General features: G+C 64.0%; 10 protein-coding genes. 5 read left to right on the forward strand and 5 right to left on the reverse strand.

Annotated features, from left to right (window positions below; translation table 11 throughout):
* Together QM672_RS30555 and QM672_RS30560 are read right to left on the reverse strand one after the other, a co-directional pair.
* A partial coding sequence (locus QM672_RS30555) for an ATP-binding cassette domain-containing protein (RefSeq protein ID WP_415087109.1) occupies nt 1–238 on the reverse strand: 238 nt, incomplete at its 3' end.
* A gap of 144 nt (nt 239–382) precedes the next feature.
* Nucleotides 383–1321 (reverse strand): substrate-binding domain-containing protein, encoded by a 939-nt coding sequence (locus QM672_RS30560; protein ID WP_394309421.1) that lies wholly within the window; start codon nt 1319–1321, stop codon nt 383–385.
* Nucleotides 1322–1585: 264 nt separating this feature from the next.
* Here QM672_RS30560 and QM672_RS30565 point away from each other — a divergent pair, with 264 nt between their 5' ends.
* From QM672_RS30565 to QM672_RS30580, 4 genes are all read left to right on the forward strand, one after another.
* Nucleotides 1586–2626: a LacI family DNA-binding transcriptional regulator gene (locus tag QM672_RS30565; RefSeq protein WP_311941857.1), complete on the forward strand. Its 1041-nt coding sequence runs from the start codon at nt 1586–1588 to the stop codon at nt 2624–2626.
* A gap of 121 nt (nt 2627–2747) precedes the next feature.
* Entirely contained in the window at nt 2748–3155 is a 408-nt protein-coding gene (locus QM672_RS30570) for a rhodanese-like domain-containing protein (RefSeq protein WP_415087111.1), read from the forward strand.
* A gap of 242 nt (nt 3156–3397) precedes the next feature.
* Nucleotides 3398–3880, forward strand: a complete 483-nt coding sequence (locus QM672_RS30575) for a GNAT family N-acetyltransferase (protein ID WP_415087113.1) — start codon at nt 3398–3400, stop codon at nt 3878–3880.
* A gap of 122 nt (nt 3881–4002) precedes the next feature.
* Nucleotides 4003–5577: a RimK family protein gene (locus QM672_RS30580; protein WP_415087115.1), complete on the forward strand. Its 1575-nt coding sequence runs from the start codon at nt 4003–4005 to the stop codon at nt 5575–5577.
* Nucleotides 5578–5622: 45 nt separating this feature from the next.
* Here the strand turns inward: QM672_RS30580 and QM672_RS30585 are convergent, their stop codons facing one another.
* From QM672_RS30585 to QM672_RS30595, 3 genes are all read right to left on the reverse strand, one after another.
* Nucleotides 5623–5757, reverse strand: coding sequence for a hypothetical protein (locus QM672_RS30585; RefSeq protein WP_311941867.1), 135 nt, complete (start codon nt 5755–5757; stop codon nt 5623–5625).
* Between the two features lie 474 nt (nt 5758–6231).
* Nucleotides 6232–11028 carry a DUF3320 domain-containing protein gene (locus QM672_RS30590; RefSeq protein ID WP_415087117.1) on the reverse strand — a complete coding sequence of 1599 codons (4797 nt, stop codon included), beginning with the start codon at nt 11026–11028 and terminating at the stop codon, nt 6232–6234.
* Nucleotides 11029–11157: 129 nt separating this feature from the next.
* The gene (locus tag QM672_RS30595) at nt 11158–12942 is read right to left on the reverse strand and encodes an MFS transporter (protein WP_415087119.1); all 1785 of its coding nucleotides are present in this window, start codon (nt 12940–12942) and stop codon (nt 11158–11160) included.
* Between the two features lie 438 nt (nt 12943–13380).
* On the opposite strand from QM672_RS30595, the gene QM672_RS30600 reads away from it, so the two are divergent.
* The gene (locus QM672_RS30600; protein ID WP_415087121.1) at nt 13381–15360 is read left to right on the forward strand and encodes an ABC transporter substrate-binding protein; all 1980 of its coding nucleotides are present in this window, start codon (nt 13381–13383) and stop codon (nt 15358–15360) included.
* The last annotated feature ends 1 nt before the right edge of the window (nt 15361 follow it).

The following is a 15361-nucleotide window of genomic DNA, read 5'->3' on the forward strand; positions in this document are numbered from 1 at the left end:
TGGTGCGCCCATCGAACAGCATCTCGCCGCCCGGTTCGGGGCGATAGACGCCGCTGATCAGCTTGATCAGCGTGCTCTTGCCGCAGCCATTCTCGCCGGCAAGACACAAGACCTCTCCGGGGAGCACCTCGAAGGAGACGTTTTCGAGCGCACGCACGCCCCCGAAGCGCTTGGAGATGTTGCGCAGGAAAAGCAGCGGCGTCGCAGGCGTATCGGTGATTGCGGCTGTGGCGGCCATGACGGTCTCCCGGCCAGGAGGGAAGGATTGAAGCGAAACGCCGGCGCGCCGAGCCGGCACCCCCAAATAATGGAGCGCGCCGGCAACGCCCGGTCGGTTCGCCAGGGCGGGAACCTCGCCGGCTCCCGCCTCTTCTCGCGGGGCCTACAGGCCCATCTTGGCGAGTTCGTCGATGGTATCCTTGTTGAGGGATACGAGCTGGTCGACGATGAGATTGTGCCCGTCGGGATGCACGACGCCCAGTCCTTCGATCGTGGTGCCGTCCTTGATCTCCTGCCCCTTGGCCACCATGGTGCCCAGGGTGACGAAGACCTCGCCGGCCAGCATCGGGTTCCACATGAAACCGCCGGTCAGCGTGCCGTCCTTGACGAGTTTGCGGCCCTGCCCGGGAGAGAACGGGCCGAGCACCTTGATCTGCCCCTTCTTGCCCTTCTCGGCCACGGCGCGGGCGGCGCCGATCGGTCCCTGGCTGCCGAAGGCCAGGAAGCCCTTGAGGCCGGGATGGGCACGGATGAGGTCGAGAGCCGTCGAGCGTGAGGCATCGACGTCCTCGGCGACGCCGTAGCGGTCGCCGACCAGCTTCATCTCCGGTGCGTTCTGCTTGATATAGGCGATGGCCGCATCGGCCCAGGCATTGTGCAGCGGCACGGTGAGCGAGCCGACGAACACGGCATATTCGCCCTTGCCGCCGAGCGCCTCGACCAGCTGCTTGCCATAGGCATCGCCGAAGCCCTTCACCGAGGCCAGCTCGAAATCCCAATCGGCCTGCTTCTGCTTGGGCGATTCATGCGTGACCACCTTGATGCCGGCCTTGCGGGCCCGCTCCAGCACCGGCTCGAGCACTTCGGCGTCGTTGGGTACCACGCCGATCACGTCCACGCCCTTGGCGATCAGATCCTCGATGGCGCGCACCTGCAGGGCCGGGTCGGCGCTGGTGGGTCCGACCATGAAAGCCTCGACCCCGAGCTCGGCCGACTTCTTCTTGATCCCGGCTTCCATGGCGTTGAACCAGGGAATGCCACCGATCTTCACCACCACGCCGATGACGGGCTTGTCCTTGGAGGCCCGAGCGGCACCGACCATGCCCGGCAGCACCAGCGAAGCGGCACCCAGCGCCGAGGCGGCAAGAAAACTGCGGCGATCGAGTCTCGCCTTGTGCGTGAAATCAGAATTCGAAGCCATTGAACGGTTCCTCCCTATTTGTTCTGGTTGCCGGCATAGTGGCAGTATCGCCGACGCCCCATGAGCTAAATCCATTCAGCATTTGTTGTCAAGGTAGCTAAAAGGATTTAGCATTGGCTTGATGATCGAGTCTCCAATTCGATCCGCAGGACAAATGAGGGGACGATGGCGCGCTCACCCAGCGGACGCAGGTCCACCATCTATGATATCGCCGCTGCAACCAAGGCCTCTCCTTCAACGGTCAGCCTGGTGCTCAATGGCAGCTGGACGCGCTACCGTATCAAGGAGGACACGGCCAAGCGCGTGCTGAAGGCCGCCCAGGACCTGGGTTATGCCGTCAATATGAAGGCCCGAGGCCTGCGCCTGTCGCGCTCCGGCCTGGCCGGCATGATCATCCCCCATTACCGCAACCGCTTCTTCGCCGGCCTGGCCGAGGCTTTCGAAACGGATACACGCCAGCGCGGCCTCTGCCCGATCGTGGTGAGCACGCAGCGGGACGAAGCGATCGAGGCGAGCGTTACCACCACCCTTCTCTCCCAACAGGTCGAGTTTCTCTTCATCGCCGGCGTGCGCAACACGCAGCCCCTCAATGCGCTCTGCCGCGCCGCCGGCATTCCCTGTGTCAATCTCGACCTGCCCGGCAGTGACGCGCCTTCGGTCGTCACCGACAATTACGGTGGTGCACGCACCCTCACCGAAAAGCTGATCGCCAAGCTGCGCAAACGCCGGACGGCGCCGCGCGACCTGCTGTTTCTCGGCGGCATCGCCGGCGAGCATGCCACCGACCGCCGCATCGAGGGCTTTCGCGACGCCGTGGCGGCCAGTGGCCAGGAGACGACGTCGGAGGTTTCCTGCTGCGGCTACCGCCCCTCATCGGCGCGGGAGGCGCTCGCAGCCCGCTTCCAGGCGCTCGGCCGCATGCCGGACGGTCTGTTCATCAACTCCATCACGGCTTTTGAGGGACTGGTGCAGTTTTCCCTGCAGGTGCCGCGCCAGGCGATGCGCGAGGTCAGCACGGTATGTTCCGACTGGGATCCCTTTGCAGCGCATCTGCCGTTCGACGTGACGATGACCCGCCAGAATGTCGAAGCCATCATTGCCGAGGGTTATGCGCTGGTGGACAACTACGTTCCGGGCGAGAATCCGATGGTGGTGGTGCCTCCCGAATTCGCACCGAGTTCGGAACGGGAGAGCAATTGGCGCTGAGGAAAGCGCTGATCGCGCTGCCGGCCTCGCGGCAATCTACCGTCTTGAACGGAGCGCTTCCCGGGCCTGAACTGGGGACGCCAGGACGCAGAATGGATATAGACGGGGACGGAACGCCAGGATGAAGAAACTCAAGCTCTCGTCGGCTCAGATGGTCGCGGCCGCTCGCGCACGCATCGAGGAAATCGAGACCAGGGATGCGATCGCCATGGTCGGCGACCCCCATGTGGTCATCGTCGACATCCGCGATCCCCGGGAGAGGCAGCGTTCGGGCTATATTCCCGGCAGCTTCCATGCTCCCCGCGGCATGGTGGAATTCTGGGTCGACCCGGAAAGCCCTTATTTCAAGGACATCTTCGGGGAGGACAAGAAGTTCGTCTTCCATTGTGCCTCCGGGTGGCGTTCGGCCCTTACCGTGGCGACGCTCCAGGACATGGGCTTCGCGGCGGCTCACCTCAAGGACGGTTTTTCGTCCTGGGAGAAGGCGGGCGGGCCCATCGAGTTCCCCGAGCCCGGCGGCAACAAGTGAGGCAGGCCTCGTCCATTCTCCCTTTCCATCGCCGCTCGTTTCAACCCGAACAGGCAGAATTGACCGGGGCCTGACCCCATCAAGCCGAGACAGTGAACGGCAAAAAAACGTTTGTCTCCAGCATGATGGAGGGCTTCCCGGAATCGGACGCGCAACCGTTTCCTTATGCAATCCTGATTTGTTGGGGCAGCGCCGACGCCCTACCCTCACGGTCATTGTCGCTATCAATCTGTCTGTCGCACATGACCGTACCCTATCTGCGCGAGGCGAGTTCGGCGGATCTTCCCGCCCTGGTCGATCTCGAAAACGCAGCCTTCGCCGGCGATCGCCTCAGCCGCCGCGATTGGCGCCATCTGCTGACCAGCCCTTCCGCCCTCGTCATCGTCAGCGACGATGACGCCGGCCTCACGGGGTGCAGCGTCGTCCTCACCAATCGCCGCACGGCCGTCGCGCGGCTCTATTCCCTTGCCGTGGCGCCACGTGCCCGTCGGCAGGGCATCGCCCAGGCGCTGCTCCAACAAGCCATGGCCAGCAGCGCCGGGACCGGTGCCCATCTGCTGCGCCTGGAAACACGCAGCGACAACCTCGCTGCCCAGGCCCTGTTCAGCCGCCTCGGCTTTCAGCCCTTCAGGCGTGTGGCGAACTATTACGAGGACGGGACAGAGGCCATTCGCTTCCAGCGTCTGGTCGACCGCGACTGCCTCAGGCAGAGCGCGCTGCAATAGATACGCAAACACACGTAACCACCTATTTTAACACATCTTTAGCTCCCTCCAAATCGCCTGCGGAAAGACGCGGTGGGCGATCGTGATGCCGATCGCCTTTCTTCCCTACATGAAAGCAGCCAATGCCCGCTCAACTGATCATCGTCGAAAAATCCAGTGATTTTCGCTGGTCCGTACCCGGTGTCCGGGTGATCACCGCGCAGGACTTCATCGCCGAAGGACCAGGCCTGCTGCAGCGGCCCCGCCGTATCATCAATCTGTGCCGCAGCTATGCTTATCTCAGCATCGGCTACTATGTGTCCCTGCTCGCCGAAGCGCGCGGTGAGCGGGTGACGCCGAGCATGGAGGCAATCACCGACCTGCAGGTCAAGGCAGTGCAGGCCCAGAAGCTCGCCGGCCTGGAGCGCTGCCTCGGCCCGCTCGCCTCCGTACCCAAAGCGGTGGAAGCGATGCGCATCCAGGTGTTTTTCGGCCAGGTCGAGGAGCGCAATGCCGAGGATCGCGGTGTCGAGGATCGCGGGCTGGCGGAGTTTGCCGGCCGCAGCTTCGAACTGTTCCGCTGCCCGCTGCTGGCGATCGACCTCGTACGCCTCGAAGACGGCGCCGGCTGGAAGGTCGCCGCCCTGCATCCGCTCGACCTGCGCGATATCGACCCTGCCCGCGATGGCCTGTTTCTCGATGGCCTCACCCGCTTCTGCCGGCGCCCCTGGCGCCACGCGCCCTCGACCAGTAGCCCGCGCATGGACCTGGCAATCCTGCATGACCCCAAGGATCCCCTGCCGCCTTCCAAGCTGAAGACCCTGCAAGCCATGATGCGCATCGGCCAGGACATGGATATTGCCGTCGAACTGATCGAGAAGAAGGACTATCCGCGCCTCAGCCAGTTCGACGCCCTGTTCATCCGCGAAACCACGGCGATCGCGCACCATACCTTCCGTTTCGCCCGCAAGGCCGCCAGCGAGGGCATGCCGGTGATCGACGATCCCGGTTCGATCCTGCGCTGCACCAACAAGGCCTTCCTGTCGGAACTCCTCGCCGGCAACGGTATCGCAACACCCCGCACCCTCTTCCTCACCCGGCGCACGCTGTCAGGCTTCGAGACCCAGCTGACCTATCCCGCGGTGCTGAAGGTGCCTGACGGCGCTTTCAGCCTCAGCGTGAAGAAGGCCGAGAATTGGCAGCAGTTTCAGGAGATTGCCGCGACCATGCTCAAGCAGTCCGGCCTCATCCTGGTACAGGATTACGTCTACACGCCCTTCGACTGGCGCATCGGCATCCTCGCAGGCGAGGTAATCTTTGCAGCCAAATATTTCATGTCCTCGGGGCACTGGCAGATCATCCAGCATGGCGAAGCCGGCGCCTATACCGAAGGCCGCACCCAGGCCGTGCCGGTCGAGGAAGTGCCGCGCGAGGTGATCGAACCGGCAGTGCGGGCGGCAGGGCTGATCGGCAACGGCCTCTATGGCGTAGATCTCAAGCAGACCAAGTCCGGTGTGGTGGTCATCGAGATCAACGACAATCCCAATATCGATCTCGGCCTGGAGGATGCCGCTGCCGGCGAAGGCCTCTACCGCAGACTGCTCTCCCACTTCCAAGCCCTGGTCGATGCCCGCCATCGCCCGCCGGCACCGGCACTCCCCTCCGGGGCCATTCACCGGCCTCGGCTGGTGCATGATCTGCGCGATACCGGCTCCTGAGGCTGCACGCATCGGGCGCGTTTGCGGTTCGCGCGCGCCCGATCGCTACAGGAGATGCGTCACCCCTTCATGAAGGGCGATGATGAGCACGGCAAGCATCGCGCTCACCGCCAAGAGCGCGGCAAGGCTCGTCAATGCTCCCTGCAGAAAGACCGAAACGGCATTGGCTCGAAACGACACGGCAATTCTCCTGATGGAGAATGCAGTATCAGGCCTGGATGCTTCCGCCCTCGGTCTGACATGTAAAGTTTCGTTGCGAGCGCAGGGAACGATGCCACAGCGATGCGTCGAGCCCCTTCAGATGTCGTAGCTGACATAATAGAGGCAGCAGGCCGAGGCCAAAGCGAACAGCAACGCGTAGAACATGACACGACCCTTTGTAACGAAGGCTGGATCATGCCCGGCAAACCTTTCCAGGACGTGTCTGATCGATGGCGGGATCGTGTTAAAGTGTTTCCTGATGAGCCGAGTTTCAAAGACCTGCACATCACTTTGAAAATATGGAAAAAAAGAGATTAACAGCATCACGATTTCGCCGCGATGGAGCCTTCCGTTCTCCAGGCTTGGTCTCCGCCCGCACAGGTCGGAGAAGCCCTCGGAAAAACGCCTTCACGGTCTCCGGCCCAATGACCGTGCTCCTCCGAAGAGACCTTCTCAACCGCTGACGATCAGGTCGTTCTGCAGCTTCAGCTGCCCCTTGAACAGCATCACCGTCAGCACATCGTCGAGCCGCTCCTTCAGCACGGAACTGGTCGCCGCAAAGCCGAACAGGCGGGCAGCCGCCACGATCAGTGCATCGCGGGGCGCCCCGTAATTGGCGGCAATCACGGCGAGAAAGGCAGCTTCGACCTCTTCATTGGGCAGCATATCGGGACGTCGCAGGCCGGCGCTTTCCACCATGGAGCGATCGCGCAGAACCACCGGCGCTTCCGGCAGCTTGTAAAAGGGCCCGCCGACGATCCTGCCGGTAACGCGGGCGACGTCGATGCCGTCCTGCACTGCTTCGCGCACCCGGTTGCCGGCTCGCGCCAAACCGAAGGAATCGCGGATGCGCGCTACGATCTCCTGTTCATGCACCGGTCCTTCGACCTCGACCACGCCCACGACATAGGCCGCCATGCCTGCCGTCGGTACCTCATGCAGTTCCGCCGTGCCCGTGATGCCAAGGCGTGCCTCGACATAGGGACGCGCAGGCGAAGACGGGGCAGGCTCCTCCCCGAGCGTGGCCAGCGGCTCGTCGATCGACAGCGGCGGCGGTAGAGGTAACGGCTCTTCCTCCTTCGCGCTTTCCGGCTCGGCCGACACGGCCAGTTCCTCGTCCCGTCTGCGCCAGGTGGCCTTCGCCCGTTCGATCGCGGCCTCGACCTTGGTGAGTTCCTCGTGGGGGCGCAGATACCAATCGGTCGACCAGATACGGTGGATCACCCAGCCTTGCCCTTCCAGCACATGCTGGCGCAGCCGGTCGCGGTCGCGGGCCGAGCGCGAGGCATGATACTGGGCACCATCGCATTCGATGCCGAGCAGGAAGCGCTGCGGCCGATCGGGATCCACCACCGCGAGGTCGACGAAGAAGCCGGCGCTGCCGATCTGGTGTGTGATCTGGTACCCGCGCGCCCGCAACTGGCCGGCGACCTGTTCCTCGAAAAGGGAATCGGGCGTCCTGCCGGTCTCGACGGGCGTGCCGAGCCGGCCCGTTTCGGCAAAGCTGAGAAACAGCTTCAGCGCTGCGACGCCGCGCGCATTGGCGCGCGTGAGATCGATATCCTCCCCGCGAATGGAGGAGAACACCTCGCAGCGATATTTCGCCCGCGAGATCAGCACGTTGAGCCTTCTTTCGCCGCCATCGAGATTGAGCGGGCCGAAACTCATGGCCAGATAGCCTTCGGCACTGCGGCCATAGCCCACCGAAATGAAGACGACGTCACGCTCGTCGCCCTGGATATTCTCCAGGTTCTTGACGAAAAACGGCTCGTTCCCCTCCCGATTGAAGAAGACCTCGGTGGCGGGACTCTCTCGCCGCAGCAGCTCGAGTTCCTTGAGGATGGCCTGACGCTGCGCCACCGAGAAGGTGGCTACCCCGAGCGAGAGGGAGGCGCGATGGCGGGCATGCGCCATGATCGCTTGCGCCACGACCCGGGCTTCCTCGGCATTGGTACGGCTGTTGCCGCGATCATAGACGGCCTTGGGGAGATAGCGGAAGATCAGGCCCATCGCCTCCGCGCCTCCATCGCCACCGTTGGGAGAGCGGCCTCCGGCATGCGGGCTCGGCACCACCATGAGCCGGTTGTCGTAGAACTCCCGGTTCGACACGGTGATCAGCGACTGGTGACGGGAGCGATAGTGCCAGTTGAGCTGGCGGTAGGACATGCCCTTGGCGAGGCAGAGATCGAGCACGCTTTCGGCGTCGCTCGCCTTGAAGGTCTCCTCGTTGTCGTCCTCCTCCGGCACCTCGCCGGTCAGCTTGGCGAAGAAGCGCGTCGGCGGCAGTTGGCGCTCATCGCCCACCACGACGAATTGAGATGCCCGCGCCACCGCGCCGAGGGCGTCGACCGGCTCGACCTGGGAGGCTTCGTCGATGACCAGCAGATCGAAGCTGAGCGCCCCGGGTTTGAGAAACTGGCTGATGGAGAGCGGGCTCATCATCATCACCGGCTTCAATTGCTGGATGGCCGGGCCAGCCCGGTCGAGCAATTGCCGGATCGGCAGATGGTTGCGCTTCTTGGCAAACTCGCCATTGAGCACGCCGAGCGGGCCGATGCCGCCGGCTGAAGCCGGGCGTTCGCGCAAATGCTTGAGGGCCACGCTCTCGCGCGCCAGCGCGATACGGGCCCTGTCGAGCATGCGGAACTGCTCCACCGCGCGATTCTGCAATTCGCCGTCGAAACGCTTGAGATCGGCGTGCCGGGCAAAGAGGTCCTCGCGCAAGGCTTCGTAATAGGCACGCTCGAAGGTCACTACCAGATGATCGCCGGGGATGCGGCCATCGAGCAGGCCGTCGACGAGGGCACCGAGCCCGGCTTCTCGAGCCACATGGCAGCGATGGGTGAACGCAATCCAGCGGGTGATGCTTTCGAGATTGGCCAGCCAGAGGCGCAGTTGCCGCACGAGAGCCGCGACCTCCAGGTCCACGCAATCGGCAATGCCATGCCCGCCCTCCAGGTCGTAGTCGAGGAACTCGCTGAGCGCCTTCAGATCGTGGAACAAGCGCGGCACGCTTTGCACGATCACCGCGCCCATGGCGCCGAACTCGCGGCCGCCAGGCCGGGCGGCCAGCCGATCCAGGAAATCCGGGGCGAGCGCGGGATGTCGATGATCCCGCCACCAATCGGTGATGGCCTGCAGTCGATCCCAGTCGGATTTATCACCGGCCCAAAGCGTACCGAATGCGCGGGCGCCCATGTCCTTCTGGCCCTCGAAATGGCGGCGAAGCTCCTGTGCGGAGATCATGTCGTCGAGAAGCTGGAGCCGCTTGACGAGATCACCGGGCATCTCGGTGGCGAGCAGGGCCTTGAATTCGGCCTTGGCGCCGCGATAGCGCCCGGAGAAGAAGCGCAGGAAGGAGGCGCCGTGCACGGCGAAGGCTTGACGGACCGGCCGCAGATCCGCCGTCCAGGCTTCCGCCCGATAGAGCTGCGCCATTGCCTCGACGACCTTGCGATAGGCCTTGCCGAGAGCGACAAGGTCACCGAGGGCGCCGACGTCCTCGCGCCATACCGGCTGGGCGAGAAGGCGCCGGTCGGCCTGGGCGGGCAGCGAGGAGGCCGCACAGGTGGTGCGCCAGACGACATCGAGATCGCGGATCGTCACCACTTGGAGCCCGAAATCCCGGATGATGCCGACTGCCGCCTCTTCTACCGCTTCCAGATCCGCCTCGACGCTGCGCATCAGGCCGGCGAGACGTTCGAGTTCGGCGGGATCGATGGCATCGCGCCGAACGCCGCGCCAGATATTGGCGGCGGGATCACCGACGGTGCCGAGGCGTTCGGCGAGTTCCGCCATCAGTTCCCGATTAGCCCGGGCCTGCTCCTGCGTCCACTGGCTGGCCCGCTCGACCGCGAAGCCGGCGAGCCCGCCCGCATCGCGCAGGGCGACGAGCCGGCCCAGCAGCCGATAGGGCGTGATGCCGCTCGGCTCCATCGGCTCATGCAGCATCGCCGCATGCCGGTTGAGATCGGCCTGGGTCTCGGCAAGGCGCCCCGTGACGCCGGGATCCTGGACCGGCGTCTTCAGTGCAAGTTCGCGCGTTCGCCGCAGCTCCTCCAGGAGCAGACGCTTATTGGCCTTGGTCGAGTGCAATTCGAGCGTCATCGGTCCGAGCCCGACCTGGCGCAGGCGCCGATGCACCACGTCGAGCGCCGCCATCTTCTCGGCTGCGAACAGCACCTTGCGGCCCTGCAGGGCCGCCCCGGCAATGATATTGGCGATGGTCTGGCTCTTGCCGGTGCCCGGAGGGCCCTTGATCACCAGATGGCGACCGCGCAGCACCTCCTCGATGGCGACGGCCTGCGATGAATCGGCATCCAGCACGTGGTTGAGCGCCGGCGGCGGTATCACGGGATCGATCGGCTGGCCGTCAGGGACGATAGGCTCGAAGGCCTCGAAGCCTTCTCCCAGCAGCGCGGTCACCGGCCCATGCACATGGATGGCATTGCTTTCAGGCCAATTGTCCGGATCGAGGTCGCGATACATCAGGAATTTGGCGAAGGAGAAGAAGCCGAGCACCATCGCGTCCGGCAAGACCTGCCAACGCGCCTTGCCGGAGATGGTCCTGGCGATCTCGGCGACATAGGCGGCGATGTCGACCTCGTCCTCATCCGGGAAATCTTCGATCACCATGCCGAAATCGCCGCGCAACTTGGCCTGGATCGACAAATTGGGCGAAGCCGGCTCGCCCCGCGAACGCAGGCTGAAGCGCTCGGCGGCGCTGGAACGCTCGAGGCGCACCGGCAGGAGCACGAGCGGGGCATGGCGGGCAATGTCGGATTTATCGTCCTCGTACCAGCGCAGCAGGCCGAAGGCGAGGTAGAGGATGTTGACGCCCTGCTCTTCCTCGATGGTGCGGGCATCGTACCAGATGTCGAACAGACGCTTCTGCAGGGCTTCGGCAGCCAGACGGGTCTGCAACCGGTGGGGAGCCGGCGCCGCGGCCTCGCTGCTCGGCATGGCGTCCGCCGGCGCCACCGGCGAAGCCTGCGTGCCTTCGATCGCGAGCTCGCCCTGCGCGGCCTCGTCCGGCTCGCGTCCGGGCAGGAAGGTCAATGCCCGGCCGGCCGCCAGCAAGTCATAGGTTTCGGGGGCTTTGGCCTCGATGAGCTCGATGGTGCGCACGCCCTTGGTACGCATCGGCAGGTTGATCAGCCGATTGCGCAGGCCAAGATCGAGCAAGGCCTGCCGCTGTTCCAGCAGGCGCCTGCGCACCGGATTGTCGGACATCGATTCGAACCCCTCCATGACAAGTCTATCCTGGTGAGGACCGCGATTTCCAGCGTGACACCGCGGGTTGGCGCGAAAGACTTCACCAAAACGAAAACGGCGCGACACCGGAGTGCCGCGCCGATTTCCAACTCGTCTGCCTGGCAATCAGGACGGAATATTGTCGAGATCGCGATCCTTGGTTTCCGGCACGAACAGCAAGCCGATCACGAAGGTCAGCGCCGCAACCACGATCGGATACCACAAGCCGTAATAGAGATCGCCGCTGGCCGCCACCATCGCGAAGATCACGAAGGGTACCAGGCCGCCGAACCAGCCATTGCCGATATGATAGGGCAAGGACATGCCGGTATAGCGGATGCGGGTGGGATAGAGCTCCACCAGGGCGGCGGCCATCGGGCCATAGACCAGCGTGACGAGGACGATCAGCACGATCAACATCACCACCAGCATGGGCTTGTTGATCGCGGACTGATCGGCCGGCGCCATCGCATAGGTGATGGCGGTCTTGTCGGTGCCATCCGGATTCTTGACGACGGCACCGCTGGCGTCTTTCACCGGCGCCTGCTTTTCCGACACCGGATATTGATGATCCTTCAAGGCCTTGTAGAGGGCCGTCGTGAACTCGGCTTTCTTGGCCTTGGCAGCGGCAGCGTCGAGGCCTGTCGCGACATAGGACGGGATCACGGTTTCGCCGATCTTCACCGAAGCCGGCGTCCCCGGTGCAGCCGCCTCATTGGTGTAGGACACCGAGCTCGAGGCCAGGAAATTCTTGGCCACGTCGCAGGAGGAGGTGAACTTTGCGGTGCCGATCGGGTCGAACTGAACCGAGCAATCGGCCGGGTCGGCGATGACGCTGACGGCCGATTTGGCGAGTGCGGTCTCGAGCGCCGGATTGGCGTAGTGGGTGATGGCCTTGAAGATCGGCTGGTAGAACACCGCCGCCAGCAGGAAGCCGAGCAGCATGATCCATTTGCGGCCGATCTTGTCGGACAGCCAGCCGAAGAACACGTAGAGCGGTAGGCTGATCGCCAAGGCGACGCCCAGCAATAGCGAGGCGGTGGTGAGATCCACGCGCAGGGTCTTGGTCAGATAGAGCAAGGCATAGAACTGCCCCGAATACCAGACGACGGCCTCGCCGGCGACCATGCCGAACAGCGCGATCAGGCCGATCTTGAGGTTGGACCACTTCAGGAAGGCCTCGCTCAGCGGCGCCTTGGAGGTTGCCCCCTCCTCCTTCATCTTGACGAAGGACGGGCTTTCGGCGAGCTGCATGCGGATCCAGACCGAGATCAGCAAGAGAATGATCGAGATCCAGAAGGGGATACGCCAGCCCCAGTCGCTGAAGGCGGCATCGCTCATATATTGCCGGATCAGCAGGATGATGATCAGCGAGAGCAAGAGACCGCCGGTTGCCGTCGCCTGGATCCAGCCCGTGTAAAGGCCGCGCTTGCCGGCCGGTGCATGCTCGGCGACATAGGTCGCGGCCCCGCCATATTCGCCGCCGAGAGCCAGGCCCTGCACGATGCGCAGCGCGATCAGGATCGTGGGCGCAATGGCGCCGACGCCGAGATTTTGCTGGCACCAGGCATAGCTGGGCAGCAGGCCGACCAGGAAGGTCGAGGCGCCCATCAGCGTGATGGTGACGAGGAAGGTGTATTTGCGTCCGACCAGATCGCCCACGCGACCAAAGACGAGAGCCCCGAAAGGCCGGACGATGAAGCCTGCGGCCCAGGCCAGCAGCGTGGCAAGGAAACTTGCGGTCTCGCTCAGCGAAGAAAAGAAATGGGCAGCGATATAGGTCGCCAATGAACCATAAATGAAGAAATCGTACCATTCGAAAGCCGTGCCCAGAGAAGAGGCGAAGATAACCTTCTTGTCTTCCCTGCTCATCGGCGCCGAAGGGTCTACACTTGCCGTACTGACTGACATCGATGCTCTCCCCCGCCGGCCGGGCACAGCCCAGCGCACCCGTGCCGGATGTCGTGTTTCCTCATCGGCCGTTGACCGGTCCGTTGTCGGCTTTGACGCCGGTGGACGATGTCTGAGGCGAAGAATCCCCCAGACGATCGTCGCGCTGTTCAATCAAGCTTCGGCACGCGCCGGCGACTCTGTCCGGAAAAACCACGGGCCCAAATTCGGACGGTTTCATAGATACTTGGCAGCGTCAAATCGTGATTCGAGTTATACTTAGCGACGTTAAGGCGTTCGCCGGCGCAAACCGGACATCATGCTCGCCGCTTTCCTTGCTGCACCGACCCCGCCAACCGGTTGCTTGTTACCGGCATGACTGTCGCAGCCGGCTGCGATGCCTTATGATTCACCTCAACCTATGGTTGATATTTTTCCGGACATCGAGAGGAACCCGCCATGCGGATGGCCTGGTTGACCTGCCTGCTCCTGGCAATCGGCCTTTCAACCGGAACGCCCGCCGGGGCGCAGATCAAGCTCGGCGTGGCAGGCCCGATGACGGGTCCGAACGCCGTCTTCGGCGAGCAGATGCGAAAAGGTGCCGAGGCGGCTGCGGCAGCCATCAATGCCAAGGGCGGCATCGCCGGCCAGCAGGTGGAGATCGTCGTGGCCGACGACGTTTCCGATCCACGACAGGGCGTGGCGGCTGCCAACAAGCTTGCGGACCAGGGCATCAAGCTGGTGGTGGGGCATTTCAACTCGGGCGTCACCATTCCGGCCTCCGAGATCTATGCCGAGCGCGGCATGATCATGATCTCGCCCTCCGCCACCAATCCGAAGGTAACCGAGCGCGGCCTGTGGAACGTCTTCCGCGTCACTGGCCGCGACGATCGCCAGGGCGACGTCTGGGCGGACTATGCCGCCAGGAATTTCAAGGGCAAGAGGGTGGCCATCCTGCATGACAAGACCCCCTATGGCCAGGGTCTGGCGGCAAGTGCCCGTGATGCCTTCGCGCAGGCGGGATTCAAGCCGGTGCTGGAGGCTGGTATCGATGTCGGCGAGAAGGATTATTCCGCCATCGTCGACCGGCTGGGCAAGGCGCGGGCCGACCTTCTGCTCTGGGGCGGCCTCTATACCGAGGCGGCCCTCATTCTCAGGCAGTTGCGCCAACGGGGCTTCAAGACAGTGCTGTTTTCCGGCGACGGCCTGATCGGCAGCGACTTTCCTGCCCTTGGCGGCGATGCCGTGATCGGCACGCTGATGACCTTTCCTCCCCCGCATGGCCAGAACCCTGCGGCGGCCGACATCATCCGCGTGGACCCCTCTCTGGCGGAAGGCTATGGCCTCTACGCCTATGCCGCGATCCAGGTTTTCCAGCAGGCCGCTGCACGGGCCCAAACGCTGGATCCAAGACGCCTGGCGGAAGCGATGCATGCCGGCAAGCCGTTCCGCACCGTTCTCGGCGACATCGCCTTCGACGCCAAGGGCGACCGCACCACGCCCGATCTGATCGTCTATCGCTGGCAAAAAGGCGCCGACGGCACCATCACCTATCAGCCGGCCGAACCGCAGGCCTCGATGATGGTGACGGCTGACGCTTCGCCAGACAATGCCGGCGGTACGATCGAAACGGCCCAGGATACGTCGAAGCCGGCTTTCGCCGTCGACACGGCTCCGATTGCCAAGACCGTCCCTGTCACCAAGTCAGCGCCCGTGATCGATACAACCGGCCCGGCGCCTCGCCGCGTCGCCTTGGTCATCGGCAACTCCGCCTATCGTTCGGTATCCCAGTTGCCGAACACGCTGCGCGACGCCGATCTCATCGGGCAGGCGCTGCGCCAAACCGGGGTGGACGACGTCACGATTGCGCACGACCTCGATCGCGCCGGCATGATCGCCGCACTGAAAGCCTTTGCGCGCAAGGCCGACCAATCGGACTGGGCCGTAATCTACTATGCTGGCCACGGCATCGAGGTGGATAACAAGAACTATCTGATCCCGCTGGACGCCGTGCTCGAATCCGACCGCGATGTTCCCGATGAAGCCGTTCCGCTGGAGCGGGTGATGAGCACGCTCGACGGCGCGCGCAAGCTCAAGCTCGTGGTGCTCGACGCCTGCCGCAACAATCCCTTCATCGCGCAGATGAAGCGGAGCGTGGCGAGCCGTTCGATCGATCGCGGCCTATCGCGCGTGGAGCCGGCCGGCGCCACGCTGGTGGTTTATTCCGCCAAAGAGGGCACCACGGCCGCCGATGGCGATCAGGCCAACAGCCCGTTCGCCCTTTCGCTCGCCAGGCGCCTGGTCGAGCCGGGCGTGGAGATCAACAAGATCTTCCGCTTCGTACGCCAGGATGTGCTCGACGTCACCGGCAACCGCCAGGAACCCTATGTCTACGGCTCGCTGCCACCGGCGGATTTCTTCTTCGTCGCACCGCAATAAG

This window comes from Labrys sp. (in: a-proteobacteria) (genome assembly GCF_047605565.1).
Lineage (GTDB): Bacteria > Pseudomonadota > Alphaproteobacteria > Rhizobiales > Labraceae > Labrys > Labrys neptuniae.

Excerpts from the sequence above, each read along its gene's own strand:
- QM672_RS30565 (WP_311941857.1), top strand. The coding sequence starts at position 1,586 with ATGGCGCGCTCACCCAGCGGACGCAGGTCCACCATCTATGATATCGCC.
- QM672_RS30575 (WP_415087113.1), top strand. The coding sequence starts at position 3,398 with ATGACCGTACCCTATCTGCGCGAGGCGAGTTCGGCGGATCTTCCCGCC.
- QM672_RS30590 (WP_415087117.1), bottom strand. The coding sequence starts at position 11,028 with ATGGAGGGGTTCGAATCGATGTCCGACAATCCGGTGCGCAGGCGCCTG.
- QM672_RS30595 (WP_415087119.1), bottom strand. The coding sequence starts at position 12,942 with ATGTCAGTCAGTACGGCAAGTGTAGACCCTTCGGCGCCGATGAGCAGG.
- QM672_RS30560 (WP_394309421.1), bottom strand. The coding sequence starts at position 1,321 with ATGGTCGGTGCCGCTCGGGCCTCCAAGGACAAGCCCGTCATCGGCGTG.
- QM672_RS30600 (WP_415087121.1), top strand. The coding sequence starts at position 13,381 with ATGCGGATGGCCTGGTTGACCTGCCTGCTCCTGGCAATCGGCCTTTCA.
- QM672_RS30570 (WP_415087111.1), top strand. The coding sequence starts at position 2,748 with ATGAAGAAACTCAAGCTCTCGTCGGCTCAGATGGTCGCGGCCGCTCGC.
- QM672_RS30580 (WP_415087115.1), top strand. The coding sequence starts at position 4,003 with ATGCCCGCTCAACTGATCATCGTCGAAAAATCCAGTGATTTTCGCTGG.